Genomic DNA, 14,160 nt, shown 5'->3' on the forward strand with positions numbered 1-14,160 from the left:
GAACGGTGGCCTATGCCCCGTGCGGCGCGCCTTCGCCCGGCGCCTGGCTCAGTTGTCCTTGACGATCTTCCAGCTCTTTCCTTCGTCCGTGGACCGCACGATCAGGTTTTCGGGCAGAAAGGCGATCAGAGAGCCATCGGCCCGGTCCACCATCATCTGGCGCACGGCGTAGGGATTCGTCATTCCCGGCGAGCTGCCGGTCTGTGACCAGCTCCTGCCGCCGTCCCGCGTGGTCATCAATCCCAGCTTTCCGGGCATCAGGCTGGGGGCGACAGGGCCCACCGCATATGCCGTCTGCCGGTCCTTGAAGGCGATCGTCACGACGAAACGGCTGGTGTCGAGATCGGCCCAGGTTTGCCCCCAATCGGGCGAAAGCAAGGTGGTTTTTGTCATCACCACCGTCTGGGACACCAGGGTGCCGTCGGGCAAGGCATTCACGTCGAGGGTGGAGCGACCATTGCTGGAGCGAAACAGCGTGCGGCCATCGGTGGCATGGAGGTCGCCGTTGGGCATCATCACGCCCGCGCGCTCCGGCTGGCCGAAGCTCATGCTGCGCTGCCATGGCACGTTGATCGAGCGGGAATCGGAAAACTCCCCGAGCTTTTGCCACACGCCGGCATCAAGATCCTTCGAGGCGTAGACGGTCCAGAGGCTGTCGCGGCGCGAGATCGCAACCACGCCCCCGTCGCGCATCGGCTGCGCCAGTTGGATAAGCCCGTCATCGGGCGGTACCAGGCTCTTCCAAGTCAACCCCTCGTCGGAAGAGTGGCGCAGAAGGCCTTCCTCGCCCGCTGCCAGCAGCCCGCCGCGGTAGGGGCGGACCGAGAGCACCTCGCGCCAGGAACCCACGTCGAGTTCCTTCCACCGGCTCTCTCCGCTCTTGCGCCACAGCACCTTCCCGAGCTTGCTGCCGGCCATGAATTCGCCGTCGGCCGTCTGCGTCAGGCCATGCCAGATGGACGCCAGGCGCTTGACCTGCGGCGCCAGCGCAGCGCGGCGGTCGAGATCGAGCGTGGGAACGAAGCCATGCTGCGGACGGCCGCGGGTCTGCGCCGCCAATGCGGGATACAAGGTCTCGAAGGTCTTCTGCAGCTCAGCCTCCGGTGGCACATAGGCAACGACAAAGCGCGTGCCCAGGCGCGGCTGGATCAACAGCGTTCCAAGCAGCGTGACTTCGCCGCGCACCACGTCGAAGCTGCCGAACTTCGCATCGATGGGATAGAAGTAGCTCATGTTGCCACTCGCACCGGTGATGCTCTTGATGATGTAGCGCCCGGGCGCGACCATGCCGCTGAACACAGCGGTGGTGTAGGTGGCCTTGCGCGTGCGCGTCAGCACCACGATGTCCCGCCCGGTCTGCTTTTCGCCGGACTCGAGCACGCGCTCGAGGCGCACGGCCGACAGCGTCTCCGCCGGGTCGGTCTCGCCAGGGCTGTTGGTAATCAGTTTCATGACCACCGCCCCCTCCTGCCCCGTGAGGGTCTGCTCGGGTGCGATCGGCGCAGCACTGCATGCAGCCAGCAGCAGTGCAGCCAGCAGCAGCACGAGCCCGTGCAGCAGGCGGGAGATGGAACGGGAGGTCGGATTCATAGATTGGCGATGGCCGGCGGTGCAGCTTGCGCACCGGCCGATGGTGTTCTTGTTGGAAGAGGCAGGCCCTCCGCCTGCGCGAAGCAGCGTAACATTGCGAAACATCCGCGGGCAAGCAATGGAAAGCGCGGTGTTGCATCGGCGCACGCGGTCGAAGCCTCGGTGCTATCGTTATCGCGGCTGCTCGCCCGACGCATGGCGACACCGCCCTTCCATGAAGAACTTCGGCCCGCCCGCTTTCTCGCCAGTTCCGTTTTTCGACGCGCGCTTGAACCGCGCACGCTTCCTGCAGCTTGTCGCAGTGCTGCCGATGACCTCCGCGATGACCGCGGTGGCACAACACCTGCCAGCCATCACGATGAACACCCGCCCCATTCCCTCCACGCAAGAAGCCCTGCCGGTGGTCGGCTGCGGCACCTGGATCGGCTTCGACCAGCGCCCCGGCAGCGACGAATACCAGCGCCTGCCCGGCGTGCTGGACGCGCTGTTCGCGGCCGGCGGCACGGTGATCGACAGCTCGCCGATGTACGGCCGCTCCGAGGAAACCACCGGCGAACTGCTGGCCGCCGCAGCGAAGCCGCGCGGGACCAAGCCCTTTCTCGCCACCAAGGTCTGGACCTCGGGCCGCGAGGCCGGCATCGCGCAGATGGAGCAGTCGTTCGCGCGGCTGCGCACCCAGCGCATGGACCTGATGCAGGTGCACAACCTGATGGACTGGAAGACCCACCTCGCCACGCTGCGCGGCTGGAAAGAGCAAGGCCGCGTGCGCTACCTCGGCATCACGCACTACGCGGCCTCGGCCTACCGCGAAGTCGAGGCCGTGCTGCGCGCCGAGAAGCTCGACTTCCTGCAGATCAACTATTCGCTCGACGCGCGCGAGGCCGAGGAGCGCCTGCTGCCGCTCGCGGCCGAGCGCGGCGTGGCGGTGATCGTCAACATGCCCTTCGGCGGCGGCGGCCTCTTGCGCCGGCTGCGCGGCAAGCCGCTGCCCGCCTGGGCCGGCGAGATCGGCTGCGCGAGCTGGGCGCAGGTGCTGCTGAAGTTCGTGCTGAGCCACCCGGCCGTGACCTGCACCATTCCCGGCACCAGCCGCGCCGAGCACATGGCCGACAACGCCGCGGCCGGCGCGGGCGCGTTTCCGGATGCGGCGTTCTGGCGCCGCAATGCAGCTTCGGTCGAGCGCTGAGCCGCCACCGCGGCTATTCGAACTTCACGTTGTGCTGCCGCACGGTGGCGCCGAAGGCCTCGTACTGCGCGCGGAAGAATTCGGCGAACTTCGCGGGGCTCATGCCGTAGCCCTCGAAGCCCTGCTGCACCAGCTGCGCGTGCACATCGGGCCGCTTGAGCGTGTTCTGCAGCTCCTGCGACAGCTTGTCGGTGATGGCCTGCGGCAGCCCCGGCGGCCCGAAGAAGCCGGCCCAGGGCGTGATGGTGAGCTTGCCCAGCCCGAGCTCGCCGCCCGTGGGCACGTCGGGCAGCAAGGCGCTGCGCTGCGGCAGCAGCGTGACCAGCGCGCGGATGCGCCCTTCCTTCACGAAGCCCGGCGCCAGCGTGCCGGTGGTGAACATCATGTGGATCTGCCCGCCCAGCAGGTCGGTCATGGCCTGCATGTCGCCCTTGTAGCGCGCGTTGACCACCTTGCGCTCGCCCAAGAGCTGCAGCATGGCCAGCTCCGACGCGCTGTTGCTCGAGGCCGAGTTGTAGGCGCCCGGCTTGGCCGCCACCATCGCGAGCAGCTCGTTCACGCTCTTCACCGGCAGGCTGGCCGGCACCACCAGGAACATCGAGAACTGGCCGGCCGAGCTGATCGGCGTGAAGGCCTTGAACGGGTCGTAGGGCGGCGTGGGCCGCAGCGTGGGGGCGGCTACCATCGCGGTGTTGGTGCCCATCAGCAAGGTGTAGCCGTCGGGCTTGGCGGACGAGGTGGCCTGCGCCGCCAGCACGCCGTCGGCGCCCGGGCGGTTCTCCACGATCACCTGCTGGCCGAGCTGCTTGGAGAGCCCCTCCGCGATGATGCGCGTGAGCGCGTCGGCGCCGCCGCCGGCTGCAAAGCCGACGATCAGGCGCAGCGGCTTGTCCGGATAGCTGCCTTCGGCGCTCCAGGTTGCCGCGCCGGGCAGCATCGTCGTTGCAAGGGCCGCAAGGGCCAGGTCTCTGCGTCGCATGAAAGGCTCCTTTCAAAAAAGATGCCGCACACCGAACTCCCAGCCCGATGAGCGCCGCCCGCCCGCCGGCGCCACGCCGCCGCTCACCACGTAGCGCGCCTGGCCGCTGTTCATGAGCCGCGCATAGGTGCCGTAGAGCGCGGTGCGCTTGGAGAGGTTGTGCACGTAGCCGATGCCGAACTGGCGCGCGTCGTCGCGGTTGCGCGGCATGCCGTTGGCATTGCGCAGGCTCTCGTCGCTGCGGTCGTCCAGGTAGGCGTAGCTCAGGCGGATGCGGCCGACCTCGAAGGCCGGAATGTGCGCGCCGATCTCGGCCGTGTTCTTGCGCACCGTGCCGGCGGCGAGCTTCACCGTCACCTTGTTGTAGAGCGCGAAGAACTTCGCAAAGCCCGCGTCCCAGGTGCCGCCGATGTTGGCATGCGTGTAGTTGCCGATGGCGGCGGTGGCGTCGAAGTGCGTGCGCGTGACGGCCGCCGCAATGTCGAACGCGCCCGCGGCAAAGCCGAAGCGCGCACCGGCAAAGTTGCCGTCGTCGCGGTTGGGCGCGGTGGAGTCGTTCTCGCCGGTGCCGATCATCGCCATGCCGTAGAAGCCGCCGAGCCCGGCCGGCAGCCAGTAGCTCACGGTGTTGCTGCCCGTGATGCCGGTGGGCAGCGGCCCGGTGCCCGCGCCCGCGAACGTGAGGTTGCCCGCGCGCGCCACGCCGTTGGCGTTGAAGGGATCGAAGTAGATGCTGTTGTAGTGCGTGGGAATGAAGTCGCGGCCCAGGCGCAGCTCGCCGAACTTCTGGTGCGACAGGCTCACGAAGGACATGCGGTCGAAGGTGATCGGGCCCGCCGTGCCCGCACCGCTCGCCTGGTTGTTGCTGTTGCTCGGCCGGCCCGTGCCGTTGTCGGGGTTCAGGCTGCCTTCGAGCCAGAAACCCGCGCGCAGGCCGCCGCCCAGGTCTTCGGTGCCGCGGAATCCGAGCCGGCTGGTCGACAGGCCGCCGTTCGACAGCGCCTTGACCGAGCCGCCGCCCTCGCCTTTCGTGTATTGCACGCCAAGGTCCACCACGCCGAACACGGTGACGCTGGACTGCGCATGCGCCGCGCCGCTGCCGGCCAGCGCCAGCGCCGACCCCATCAAGAATCTCTTCATGTTTTCTTGTCTCCTGCTTCTTCTCTTGGTTGAAAAACTCGGGTACGCGCGCAGGGCTGCGCCACCGGGTGCGCGCGTGGCTGCGCGCCGGTTGGCGAAGGCCGGGTGAAAAAGGCCTAGGGTTCGGGGCGTTCGGTGCGCACGAGCACGGCGCCCTTCGAGAGCGGGCTCACGTTGCGCCGGTACTGCTGCAGCCAGCCGGTGTCGAAGGCCGGCGGCGGCGCCTGCCAGTCGGCGCGGCGGGCGGCGAGTTCGGCATCGGTCAATGCGATGTCGAGGCGGCGTGCATCGAGGTCGATGGTGATCACGTCGCCATCGCGCACGAGGCCGAGCGGCCCGCCGAGCGCGGCCTCGGGCGACACTTCGGCCACCACCAGCCCCTTGCAGACCAGGCCCGAGAGATGCCCGTCGGTGAGGATCGCGACCTGGTCGCCCAGGCCGGCGCCATCGATCGCGAAGACCACGCGCGAGGCGCCGCCGCCCATGGCCGGGCCGCCGCAGGCGCCGGCGCCGCGCATCACCACCACCTGGCCCGGCAGGATCTCGCCCTTCTTGAGCGCCGCAATGGCCGCATCGGATGTCCAGAAGCACACGGCCGGGCCCGTGAAGCTGCGCACCTTGCGTTCCACGATGCCGGTCTTGATCAGGCCCGACTCGGGCGCGAGGTTGCCGCGCAGCAGCACGATGGCGGGATGCGGCGCGACCGGGCGATCGATCGGGCGGATCACCTCGGCGCTGGCGACTTCGGCATCGCGCAGGTTGTCCGCCACGGTGCCGCCCGTGACGGTCAGCGCACTGGTGTCGAGCAAGGGCGCGAGCTGCTTCATCAGCGCGCGGCAACCGCCCGCCGCCTCGAAGGCCTCGATGCTGTGCTCGCCGATCGGCCGCACGCCGGCCAGCACCGGCGTCGCCGGGCCGAGGCTTTCGAACAGGCCATACACGTCGACGCCGCATTCGCCTTCGGTCGATACGGCCTGCAGGTGCTTGGCCGTGTTGAGCGAGGCGCCGATGGCCAGCACCGCGCGCACCGCATTCGCAAAGGCGCCGGGCGTGAGGATGTCGCGCGGCTTGAGGTCGTCCCACACCATCTGCACGATGCGCGTGCCGGCGGCGCGCACGTCGGCCATCATCTTTGGGCTCAGCGCCGCCACCGGCGCGCTGCCCGGCAAGGCCATGCCGAGCGCCTCGCAGACGATGTGCATCGAGTTGGCCGTGCCCAGGCCCGAGCACACGCCCGGCCCGCGGATCGCCTCGCGGCTCATGCCCACGAGTTCTTCCACCGGCAGGTGGCCCGTGACCGCATGCATCGCGCCGATGAACACTTCCTCGATGTCCATGTGCTTGCCGCGGTACTCGCCGCTGGGCTGGTAGCCGCAGGGCACGAGCAGTGTCGGAATGTTGAGCCGCGCGGCCGCCATGAGCTGGCCCGGCACGGTCTTGTCGCACGAGGTGAGGCACACCATGCCATCGAGCTGCGCGCCTTCGACGGCCACCTCGATGTCGTTGGTCACGAGGTCGCGCGCGCCGAGCATGTAGGCACCGCGCGCACCGGCGCCGGTGATGAAGTCGCTGGGCGCGGCGGTGCGGATCTCGAAGGGCACGCCACCCGCGGCGCGGATCGCGGTCTTGATTTCCGCCGCCACCTTGTCGAGGTGGCTGAAGCAGGCCGCCAGCTCCGACGAGCTGTTGACGATGGCGATCTTCGGCTTCTCGCAATCCTCTTCCGGAATGCCGAGCGCGCGCCAGTGGGCGTTGCGCACCGACCAGAGGTACGAGCCGCGCGGGAAGTTGCTGCGCAGGGGTCGGGTGGTCATGGGCGGTCTCCGGGTTTGTTCTTCCTGGTGATCTCGATCACGCCGCGGTCGGCGTCCACGCGCACCCAGTCGCCGGTTGCGATGCAGTCGAGCGGGTCGCGCTCGAAATCGGTCATCGAGGGCGCATGCGTGACCACGGCGCCGAGCGCCATCTTGGTGGTCATCTCGTTGAACAGGAACGCCGCGGGCGCCGAGTTCATGAGCCGCGTCATGTGGAACATCGCGGACCAGCCCGACGAGCCCTTGGCCCCCGGAAACACCAGCACCTTGCCCGCGAAGCTCTGGCCGCGCAGCTCGTGCCGCGTCTCGATGACGGTGCCGGTGCGCGGATCGATGCCGCCCCAGCCCGAGATGCGGTCGCGCGTGACGAGCGCCTCGCCTTCGGCAATACCGCCGACCACCTTGCGGCCGCGGATAACCAGGGTGGATGTGTTGTCGCGTGCATTCATGGTTTTGCTCCTTCCCCTGCCGGGGCTGAGGGCTGCGGCTCCAGTTCCGCCTGCGCGGAACTGGACAGCCCGAAGAGCGGCAGCCTCTGGCTGCCTGCACCGAGGTTGGGATGGGGGCTGGCAGAGCGCTCGATGGATGCGCCGCTGGCCCCCACCCCGGCCCTCCCCCGGGAGGGGAGGGAGAAAGACAAAGACATCGCAAGCCTGAAGCTCATTGCATTCCTCCATTCCACCGCCCCGTGCACGCCGCATCGATGCACTCCGCCGTGCTGCCGAACCACGCCTGCACGCCGAGGATCGCGGGCAGGTAGTGGGCCTGCTTGGCCGAATCGAGCGCCACGGTCTTCGTGCCCTTGGGCACGGCGCGGCTCATGGCCGAGCAGCTGTCGGTCATGAGGATGCCGCCCGCGTCCTCGATGATCTTGGTGTAGCCGTTGCGGTCGGCCAGCGACTTGATGGCGCGCGGCGTGAAGATCCACAGCTCGCAATCCGGGTGCACCTTGCGGCCTTCGATGAGCTGCGCGGCTTCCCAGATCTGCTCGATGGTGTAGTGCGGGCAGCCGAGCATCACGTACTGCACCTCGGCGTCCTTGCCGGTGGCGTTGATCTTCTCGTAGGTGGCGCGGCGTTCGGCTTCGCCAAAGCGCAGCACCTCCACCGGCGCGCGGCCGCCGAGCGCCTGCTCGAGCGTCAGCGCCTCGGGCGTGACACCGGCGATGTGGTACATCTCCACGCCGCCCGACGACGAGGCCGCCGCGCCGAAGTGCTTGAGCCGCGGCAGGTTGGGCACGCGGCCGATGCCGCGCCGGCTGTGCACCACCGGCACGCGCTCCTGCACATGCTCGCCGATGTAGTAGCCCAGGAGGCCCCAGTCCTGCACCGATTCGACTTCGACGTCGAGCTCGACCACGTGCGTCGCATGCCGGTTCTCGTCGAGGTGGTAGCCCCAGTACGGAATGCGCCCGGTGAGCATGGCGGCGCCGGTGCTCTCGCGGCCTTCGGTGTTGGTGCGCGCACCGAGCACCGAATTGCAATACACCACGGCCGACGATTCCATCCACGCGCAGTGCTCGCCGCGCGTCGGGATGTTGCCGACCTGGTAGGGCGTGCAGGTGTTCATGATCTGCGCGCCCAGGCCTGCCGCATGGCGCTCGCTCTTGTTGTAGAACTGCACGATCTCCTCGCTCACGCCCATGCGCTCGGGCTGGCCGGGGTCGAAGCCCAGCTGCAGGTGGCTCGTGAAGACCTTGAACTTCGGGATCTCGACGGTCTCCTGGCTGTCGAGGCTGAACTCGGAGAACACCGCGTCCATGCCGCCGCCCTTGGCCAGCGCGAAGTCGCGCTGGAACGGCGTGGTCGAGGTGATGGTGGCGCAGACGTTGCGCGTTTCCACCAGCCGCTCGGCGCCCAGCGCTTCGCCGTAGCGCATCAGGAGGTCCATCGCTTTCTGCACGGCCGGTCCGTCGCGGCCGTCCATCATGGCTTTTTCTTCATCGCTCAGGTGCATGGCCCTGTGTCTCCGTTTTGATGTGTCGTGGGGTGGCCGGGGCTAGCCCGGCAGGGGCGTGGGCACATGCCCGCCGATGTCGCGCGCGATGGTGAGCGCGATGTCGTGCAGGCGCGGTGCCAGTTCGCTGCGCAGGCGCTCCTCGGTGAACACGAAGGCCGCGCCGCCGCCGTTGAGCGCCATCACTTCGCCATCGGGCCCGATGAGCGGCACCGACACCGAGTTGATCTCGCGGTGGAACTCGCCGAGCGAAAGGCAGTAGCCCAGCCGCCGGGCTTCGCCGATCGCGCGCGTCATGCCGGGCGCGATGCTGTCCCACTCGGGACCGCGCAAGAGACGCATCGAATCGACCAGCTGGTTGCGCTGCGCCTCGGGCAGCGCCGAAAGATAGGCGCGGCCCAGCGCCGAGTTGGCCAGCGGCGCGCGCGAGCCCACGTCGAGCCGCGCCGACAGCATCGACGAACGCGGCCGGCAGGCCTCGATCAGCACCATCTCCATGCCGTCGCGGATCGCGAGGTAGACCGAGGCGCCCACCTCCTCGGCCATCGCCTGCATGCTGGGCCGCGCGGCGGCGCGCACGTCGAGGCTGCCGAGGAACACGCGCGACAGCGACACCACGCCCGGCCCGAGCATGAAGCGGTCGGCCACCTGCGCGGCCTTGAGCATGCCCAGCGAGAGCAGCGTGGCGACGAGCCGGTTGACGGTCGGCCGCGGGATGCCGGTCATGCGCGCGATGTCGGCATGGCCCAGCACGGGGCGCGCCTCGCTGAAGCAGCGCAGCACCGAGATGCCGCGCTCCAATGCGCTCACGGTGTCGGCGCGGTCGCCGCGCGCATCGGCGGCATCGGCGGCGGAAAAGGAGGCGTCGTTTTTGTCAGTGGACATGGAGGAACCCTTTGCAAGACTCTGCAATGTAGAGGCTGGCGAAAGCGCGTCGGCCGGGTTCATGCGATTCAGATCCCGGCTTCGGCCGCGGCCCGCGCCTGCGCGCCCTGCCCGGCACCGGCGCGCAGGTACACGCCCTGCGCGAGCAGCGCCGACTGCAGCGCACCCACGTCGACGAAGCGCGGTTCGATGCCGCCCCGCGACGCCAGCGCCGCCGCCACGCCCGCGGCCTGGCCGGTGATCCAGCACTGCGGAATCTCGCGCATGAAGCCATGCGAGTTGCGGTCGCACGAGATGTGGCGCCCGCAGGCCAGCAGGCCGTCGAGCTGCTGCGGCACCAGCGCACCGTAGGGAATGGAGATGTTCGGAAACTTGGGCGACACCGCGGGCGTCACGCCCACCTCGTCAGGCAGCGCCACGCCATCGGGCCACTGGCTGCGCAGCACCGCGCCCACGCCGGAGAGGCGCCGCGCATGGCGCACGCCGATCTGCGGCGCGCTCAGCATCAGGTAGGCCTCCTCGAAGCCCGGCGCATGCGCCTTGAAGTAGTCCAGGTGCGCGGCCATGGCGCGGTGCGAGCGCACTTCGACGGCCGTGAGGTCGTCCACGTCGAGCGCCGAATAGCCCGACTGCCGCGGCCCCATGAACAGCGCCACGTCGTTGCGCCACGAGACGAAGGGCCGCTCGAACAGGCCGCACACTTCGCGCCCGCGCGCCATGAAGGCGCTGAACGCCTCGGGCTGGCCGGCCTTGAACTCGATCCAGCGGTTCATGTCCACGCCGCCGAACAGCCACGAGGTGTTCATGCAGTGGTGCACGTCGGCCTCCTCGATGTCGTTCACGAAAGCCGCGCCGGCGCGCGCGAACAGGTCGCCGTCGCCGGTGGCGTCGACCACCACGTCGGCCATGATCGCCATGCGGCCTTCCTTGCTCTCGAACACCACGCCCTTCACTGTGCCGTCCTGCACGATGGGAATCGCGGCCCACGAGTGATAGATGAGCTTGACCTTGCGCTCCAGCACGATTTCCTGCGAGAGCAGCTTGAGGCGCTCCGGGTCGATGGTGGGCGACCAGGTGACCACGCCGTGGTAGGCGGCGGTGCGCTGCGACCAGTGGGCCGCCTTGGCCGCGTCCTGCGAGCCCCAGTCCTCGCGCGCGGGGCCGGCAATGGCATCGGCCGGCAGGCGGTCGAACAGCTCTTCGGCAAAGCCGCGGATCACGAGCTGGCCTTCCCAGTCGGTCATGCGGTCGATCCAGATCACGAGGCCCCCGGTGGAAAGCCCGCCCAGGTGGTTGTAGCGCTCGAGCAGCGCCACGTCGGCGCCGGCGCGCGCGGCGGCCGCGGCGGCCGCGGTGCCCGACGGCCCGCCGCCCACCACCAGCACGCCGCAGCGGTGGTAGACCGGAATGTCCTTGCCGGGCTCGGCCCAGGTGCCGTGGTCAGGCCGCTTGACGCGGCTGTCGCGGTCGAAGATGTCGGAGCTGAGGATGCGCTCGTCGGTGCGGACGACAGTTTTCATGGATGAGTGTCTTGGATGGGCTGTTGCATCGTATTTTGATTTCAATGTTCATTTTGTCAAACACAAAAGTCTGAGAATGGCATTTCTTTGGGGTATTCCCTAGTCGATATGGATTTTTATGGTTTTCTAAACCAATATAAGAAGAACATTCCCAACGGAGACATCGATGAAGAAACCCTGCGGCACCCGCCGCGCATTCGGCGCGGCGCTCGGGGCGGCGGCCCTGCTGGGCGTGGCGCCCCTGGCGCTGGCGCAAGACTTTCCGGTGCGCGGCGGCAAGCCGATCCGCATCGTGGTGGGCTTCACGGCCGGCGGCGGCACCGACGCGCAGGCGCGCATCGTGGCGCAGAAGCTCGGCGAGGTACTGGGCACCGGCGTGATCGTCGACAACAAGCCCGGCGCCAGCACCATGCTGGCCGCGAGCGAGGTGGCGCGCGCGCTGCCGGACGGCTACACCCTGCTCTATGCGCCCTCCTCGACCATGGCGCAGAACCCGCACACCTTCTCGCAGGTGCCCTACGATCCGTTCAAGGACTTCACCGCCATCTCGATGGGCGGCCGCGGGCCGCTGGTGCTGTCGCTGAGCACCACCGTGCCGGCCCGCAACGTGAAGGAGCTCATCGCCTACGTGAAGGCCAACCCCGGCAAGGTGAGCTATGCCTCCTTCGGCGCGGGCACCTCGTCGCACATCTACGGCGAGGCCTTCGTGAAGAAGGCCGGCATCGACGCGGTGCACATTCCCTACAAGGGCGGCTCGGACGCGGCCAAGGACCTGATCGGCGGCCGCGTGCAGTACATGTTCGATTCGGCCTCCTCGGCCATCATCACCTCGGGCACCGGCAAGGTGAAGATCCTGGCGATTGCCGCGAACGAGCGCATTGCCGCGCTGCCCGAGGTGCCGACCTTCGCCGAGCAGGGCCTCGCGGGCCTCGACCTGCCGAGCTGGCTCGGCTTCTACGGGCCGGCCCACATGCCAGCGCCGGTGGTCGCGAAGCTCAACGCCGCGCTCGCGCAGGTGCTGGCGATGCCGCAGGTGCGCGAGTTCTACCGCAGCGGCGGCTACGAGGCCGGGGCCAGCACGCCCGAGGAATTCGCGGGCGTCACGCGCTCGACCTACGAGCGCTGGGGCGCGATGGTGCAGCAGGTCGGGCTGGCGAAGCAATGAACGCCCGGCCGCACTCCTTCATCGGTCGCCGGCGCGTGGCCGCGTGGCTGGTGTTCGCGCTCGGCGCGGCCGCGCTGCCGTGCGGTGCGCTCGCGGCCGGGCCCGCGGCCTTCCCCGAGAAGGGCCGCAGCATCCGCATCGTGCTCGGCCTCGCGGCGGGCGGTGCCTCGGATGCACAGGCGCGCTTCGTCGCCAACAAGCTCGGCGAAGTGCTGCAGACGCCGGTCATCGTGGAGAACCGGCCGGGCGCGAGCTTCATCCTGGCCACCGAGGAAGTGATTCGCGCCGCCCCCGACGGCTACACGATGATGTACGCGCCCTCTTCCGTGGTGGCGCAGAACCCGCAGACGCTGGCGCAGGTGCGCTACGACCCGTTCAAGGACCTGACGCCCATCTCGCTCGGCGCGCGCGGGCCGCTGGTGCTCACGGTTCATGCGAGCGTGCCCGCGCGCACGGTGCAGGAGCTGGTGGCCTACATCAAGGCCAACCCCGGCAAGATGAGCTATGCCTCCTTCGGCACCGGCACCTCCTCGCACATCTACGGCGAGGCCTTCGCGAAGCAGGCGGGGCTGGACGTGGTGCACGTGCCCTACAAGGGCGGCGCCGATGCCGCGAAGGACTTTCTCGCGGGCCGCGTGCAGTACTACTTCGACGCGGCGCCCAACGCGATCCAGAACACCGCCACCGGCAAGGTCCGCATGCTCGCAGTGGCGGCGCCCAGGCGCAGCGCGATGCTGCCCGACGTGCCCACCATGACCGAGCAGGGCGTGAGCGGGGTCGACATGCCGAGCTGGCTCGGCTTCTATGGGCCCGCGCGCATGCCCGCGCCGGTGGTCGCCAAGCTCAACGCCGCGCTCGCGCAGGTGCTCGCGATGCCCGCCACGCGCGACTTCTTCCGCCAGGGCGCTTATGAAGCGGAGTCGTCGAGCCCCGCACAGCTGGCCGAGCTCACGCGCGCGACCTACGAGCAGTGGGGCGACATGATCCGCAAGCTGGGGCTGGCGAAGCAATAGCTAGGCCGCGCGGTTCAGCCCAGGAAGCGCAGCAGCAGCCGGTTGAAATCATCGGCGCGCTCGTACTGCGCCCAATGCCCTGCCCCGTCGATCACCACGCCTTCACGCTGCGGATGGCCGGCCGTGAGCTGCGCCACCAGCGGCCGCGGATCGGCGGTGACGTCGTACTCGCCCCAGAGCAGCAGCTGCGGTCCGCCCAGCGTGTCGAGCGCGGCCTGCAGGCCGCCCGCCTGCGACACGTCCTTGCTGCGAAAGCGCGTGCCGTGGCAGGAGATGTCGTGGATCTCGAAGGCCACCGGGTCGATCGCGGCCTTGTCGTGCAGCATCAGCGCGGCCAGGTTGTGCAGCAGCGCGGCGCGTTCCTGCTCGCGGCTGGGCGCGGCACGCCAGTTGATCATCTCCACCGCCATGCGCCGCATCGTGCCGTGGCCGCCGCTGCCCACGAGCGCGAGGCGCCGGACGGCACCGCGCCGCACCGCGAAACGCGCGGCGGTGAGCCCGCCGAAGGAGAAGCCGCCCAGGTCGATGGGCGTGCCCGCGCCGATCAGCTGGTCAAGCGATCCACCCAGCGCATCGAGCAGCGGGCCGAGCGGATCTTCGCCGGGCGCGGCGCGCGGCGGCGCGTCGGAATCGTTGAAGCCGGGCATGTCGGGCAGCCACAGCGTGCGCCCGGCCGAGAGCGCCTCGACGTTGCGCAGCCAGTGCATCCAGCTGCCGTGGCCGCCGTGCAGCAGCACCAGCGGTGCGTGGGCGCTTTCTTCAGCGCCGAAGCGGCGCCAGCAGACGCGAACGCCGCCGTGCACCACGTCATGGCGCGTGCCGCGCGCGGCGATGCGTTCGATCAAGAGGCGGGCTTCTGTATTGAGATCTGGATCGGGAATGGAAGGCATCACCCGATTCTGCCAACGCGCC

12 protein-coding genes are annotated in these 14,160 nt (G+C 69.2%); 3 read left to right on the forward strand and 9 right to left on the reverse strand.

From position 1 onward, the window contains the following. Nucleotides 1-48 precede the first annotated feature (48 nt). Nucleotides 49-1,545 (reverse strand): WD40/YVTN/BNR-like repeat-containing protein, encoded by a 1,497-nt coding sequence (locus tag AC1DMS_RS05130; RefSeq protein WP_278876613.1) that lies wholly within the window; start codon nt 1,543-1,545, stop codon nt 49-51. Between the two features lie 259 nt (nt 1,546-1,804). Here AC1DMS_RS05130 and AC1DMS_RS05135 point away from each other — a divergent pair, with 259 nt between their 5' ends. Beyond that, entirely contained in the window at nt 1,805-2,776 is a 972-nt protein-coding gene (locus tag AC1DMS_RS05135) for an aldo/keto reductase (RefSeq protein WP_478180732.1), read from the forward strand. Nucleotides 2,777-2,789: 13 nt separating this feature from the next. On the opposite strand, the gene AC1DMS_RS05140 is transcribed toward AC1DMS_RS05135, so the two are convergent. The 7 genes from AC1DMS_RS05140 to AC1DMS_RS05170 all read right to left on the reverse strand — a co-directional run bounded on the left by AC1DMS_RS05140 (nt 2,790) and on the right by AC1DMS_RS05170 (nt 11,070). Further along, on the reverse strand, nt 2,790-3,755 hold the full coding sequence (locus tag AC1DMS_RS05140) for a Bug family tripartite tricarboxylate transporter substrate binding protein (protein WP_478180733.1): 966 nt from the start codon (nt 3,753-3,755) through the stop codon (nt 2,790-2,792). Between the two features lie 12 nt (nt 3,756-3,767). Continuing rightward, nucleotides 3,768-4,895 (reverse strand): porin, encoded by a 1,128-nt coding sequence (locus tag AC1DMS_RS05145; RefSeq protein ID WP_478180734.1) that lies wholly within the window; start codon nt 4,893-4,895, stop codon nt 3,768-3,770. A 116-nt stretch (nt 4,896-5,011) separates the two neighbouring features. Further along, entirely contained in the window at nt 5,012-6,709 is a 1,698-nt protein-coding gene (ilvD, locus tag AC1DMS_RS05150; protein ID WP_478180735.1) for a dihydroxy-acid dehydratase, read from the reverse strand. Continuing rightward, the gene (locus AC1DMS_RS05155) at nt 6,706-7,158 is read right to left on the reverse strand and encodes an aconitase X swivel domain-containing protein (protein WP_478180736.1); all 453 of its coding nucleotides are present in this window, start codon (nt 7,156-7,158) and stop codon (nt 6,706-6,708) included. The genes ilvD and AC1DMS_RS05155 overlap by 4 nt, the downstream gene beginning before the upstream one ends. A 211-nt stretch (nt 7,159-7,369) precedes the next feature. Continuing rightward, the gene (locus AC1DMS_RS05160; RefSeq protein ID WP_478180737.1) at nt 7,370-8,665 is read right to left on the reverse strand and encodes an aconitase X; all 1,296 of its coding nucleotides are present in this window, start codon (nt 8,663-8,665) and stop codon (nt 7,370-7,372) included. A gap of 42 nt (nt 8,666-8,707) precedes the next feature. Beyond that, nucleotides 8,708-9,550, reverse strand: coding sequence for an IclR family transcriptional regulator (locus tag AC1DMS_RS05165; RefSeq protein WP_478180738.1), 843 nt, complete (start codon nt 9,548-9,550; stop codon nt 8,708-8,710). Nucleotides 9,551-9,618: 68 nt separating this feature from the next. Continuing rightward, entirely contained in the window at nt 9,619-11,070 is a 1,452-nt protein-coding gene (locus AC1DMS_RS05170) for an FAD-dependent oxidoreductase (protein ID WP_478180739.1), read from the reverse strand. Between the two features lie 166 nt (nt 11,071-11,236). Between AC1DMS_RS05170 and AC1DMS_RS05175 the strand changes: the two genes are divergently transcribed. Together AC1DMS_RS05175 and AC1DMS_RS05180 are read left to right on the forward strand one after the other, a co-directional pair. Further along, nucleotides 11,237-12,235 carry a Bug family tripartite tricarboxylate transporter substrate binding protein gene (locus AC1DMS_RS05175; protein ID WP_478180740.1) on the forward strand — a complete coding sequence of 333 codons (999 nt, stop codon included), beginning with the start codon at nt 11,237-11,239 and terminating at the stop codon, nt 12,233-12,235. Continuing rightward, entirely contained in the window at nt 12,232-13,248 is a 1,017-nt protein-coding gene (locus AC1DMS_RS05180; RefSeq protein ID WP_478180741.1) for a Bug family tripartite tricarboxylate transporter substrate binding protein, read from the forward strand. Before AC1DMS_RS05175 ends, AC1DMS_RS05180 begins: the two co-directional genes overlap by 4 nt. Nucleotides 13,249-13,262: 14 nt before the next feature. On the opposite strand, the gene AC1DMS_RS05185 is transcribed toward AC1DMS_RS05180, so the two are convergent. Continuing rightward, on the reverse strand, nt 13,263-14,138 hold the full coding sequence (locus tag AC1DMS_RS05185; RefSeq protein ID WP_478180742.1) for an alpha/beta fold hydrolase: 876 nt from the start codon (nt 14,136-14,138) through the stop codon (nt 13,263-13,265). Nucleotides 14,139-14,160: the final 22 nt, after the last annotated feature.

The organism is Variovorax sp. 05T418, from assembly GCF_056396385.1.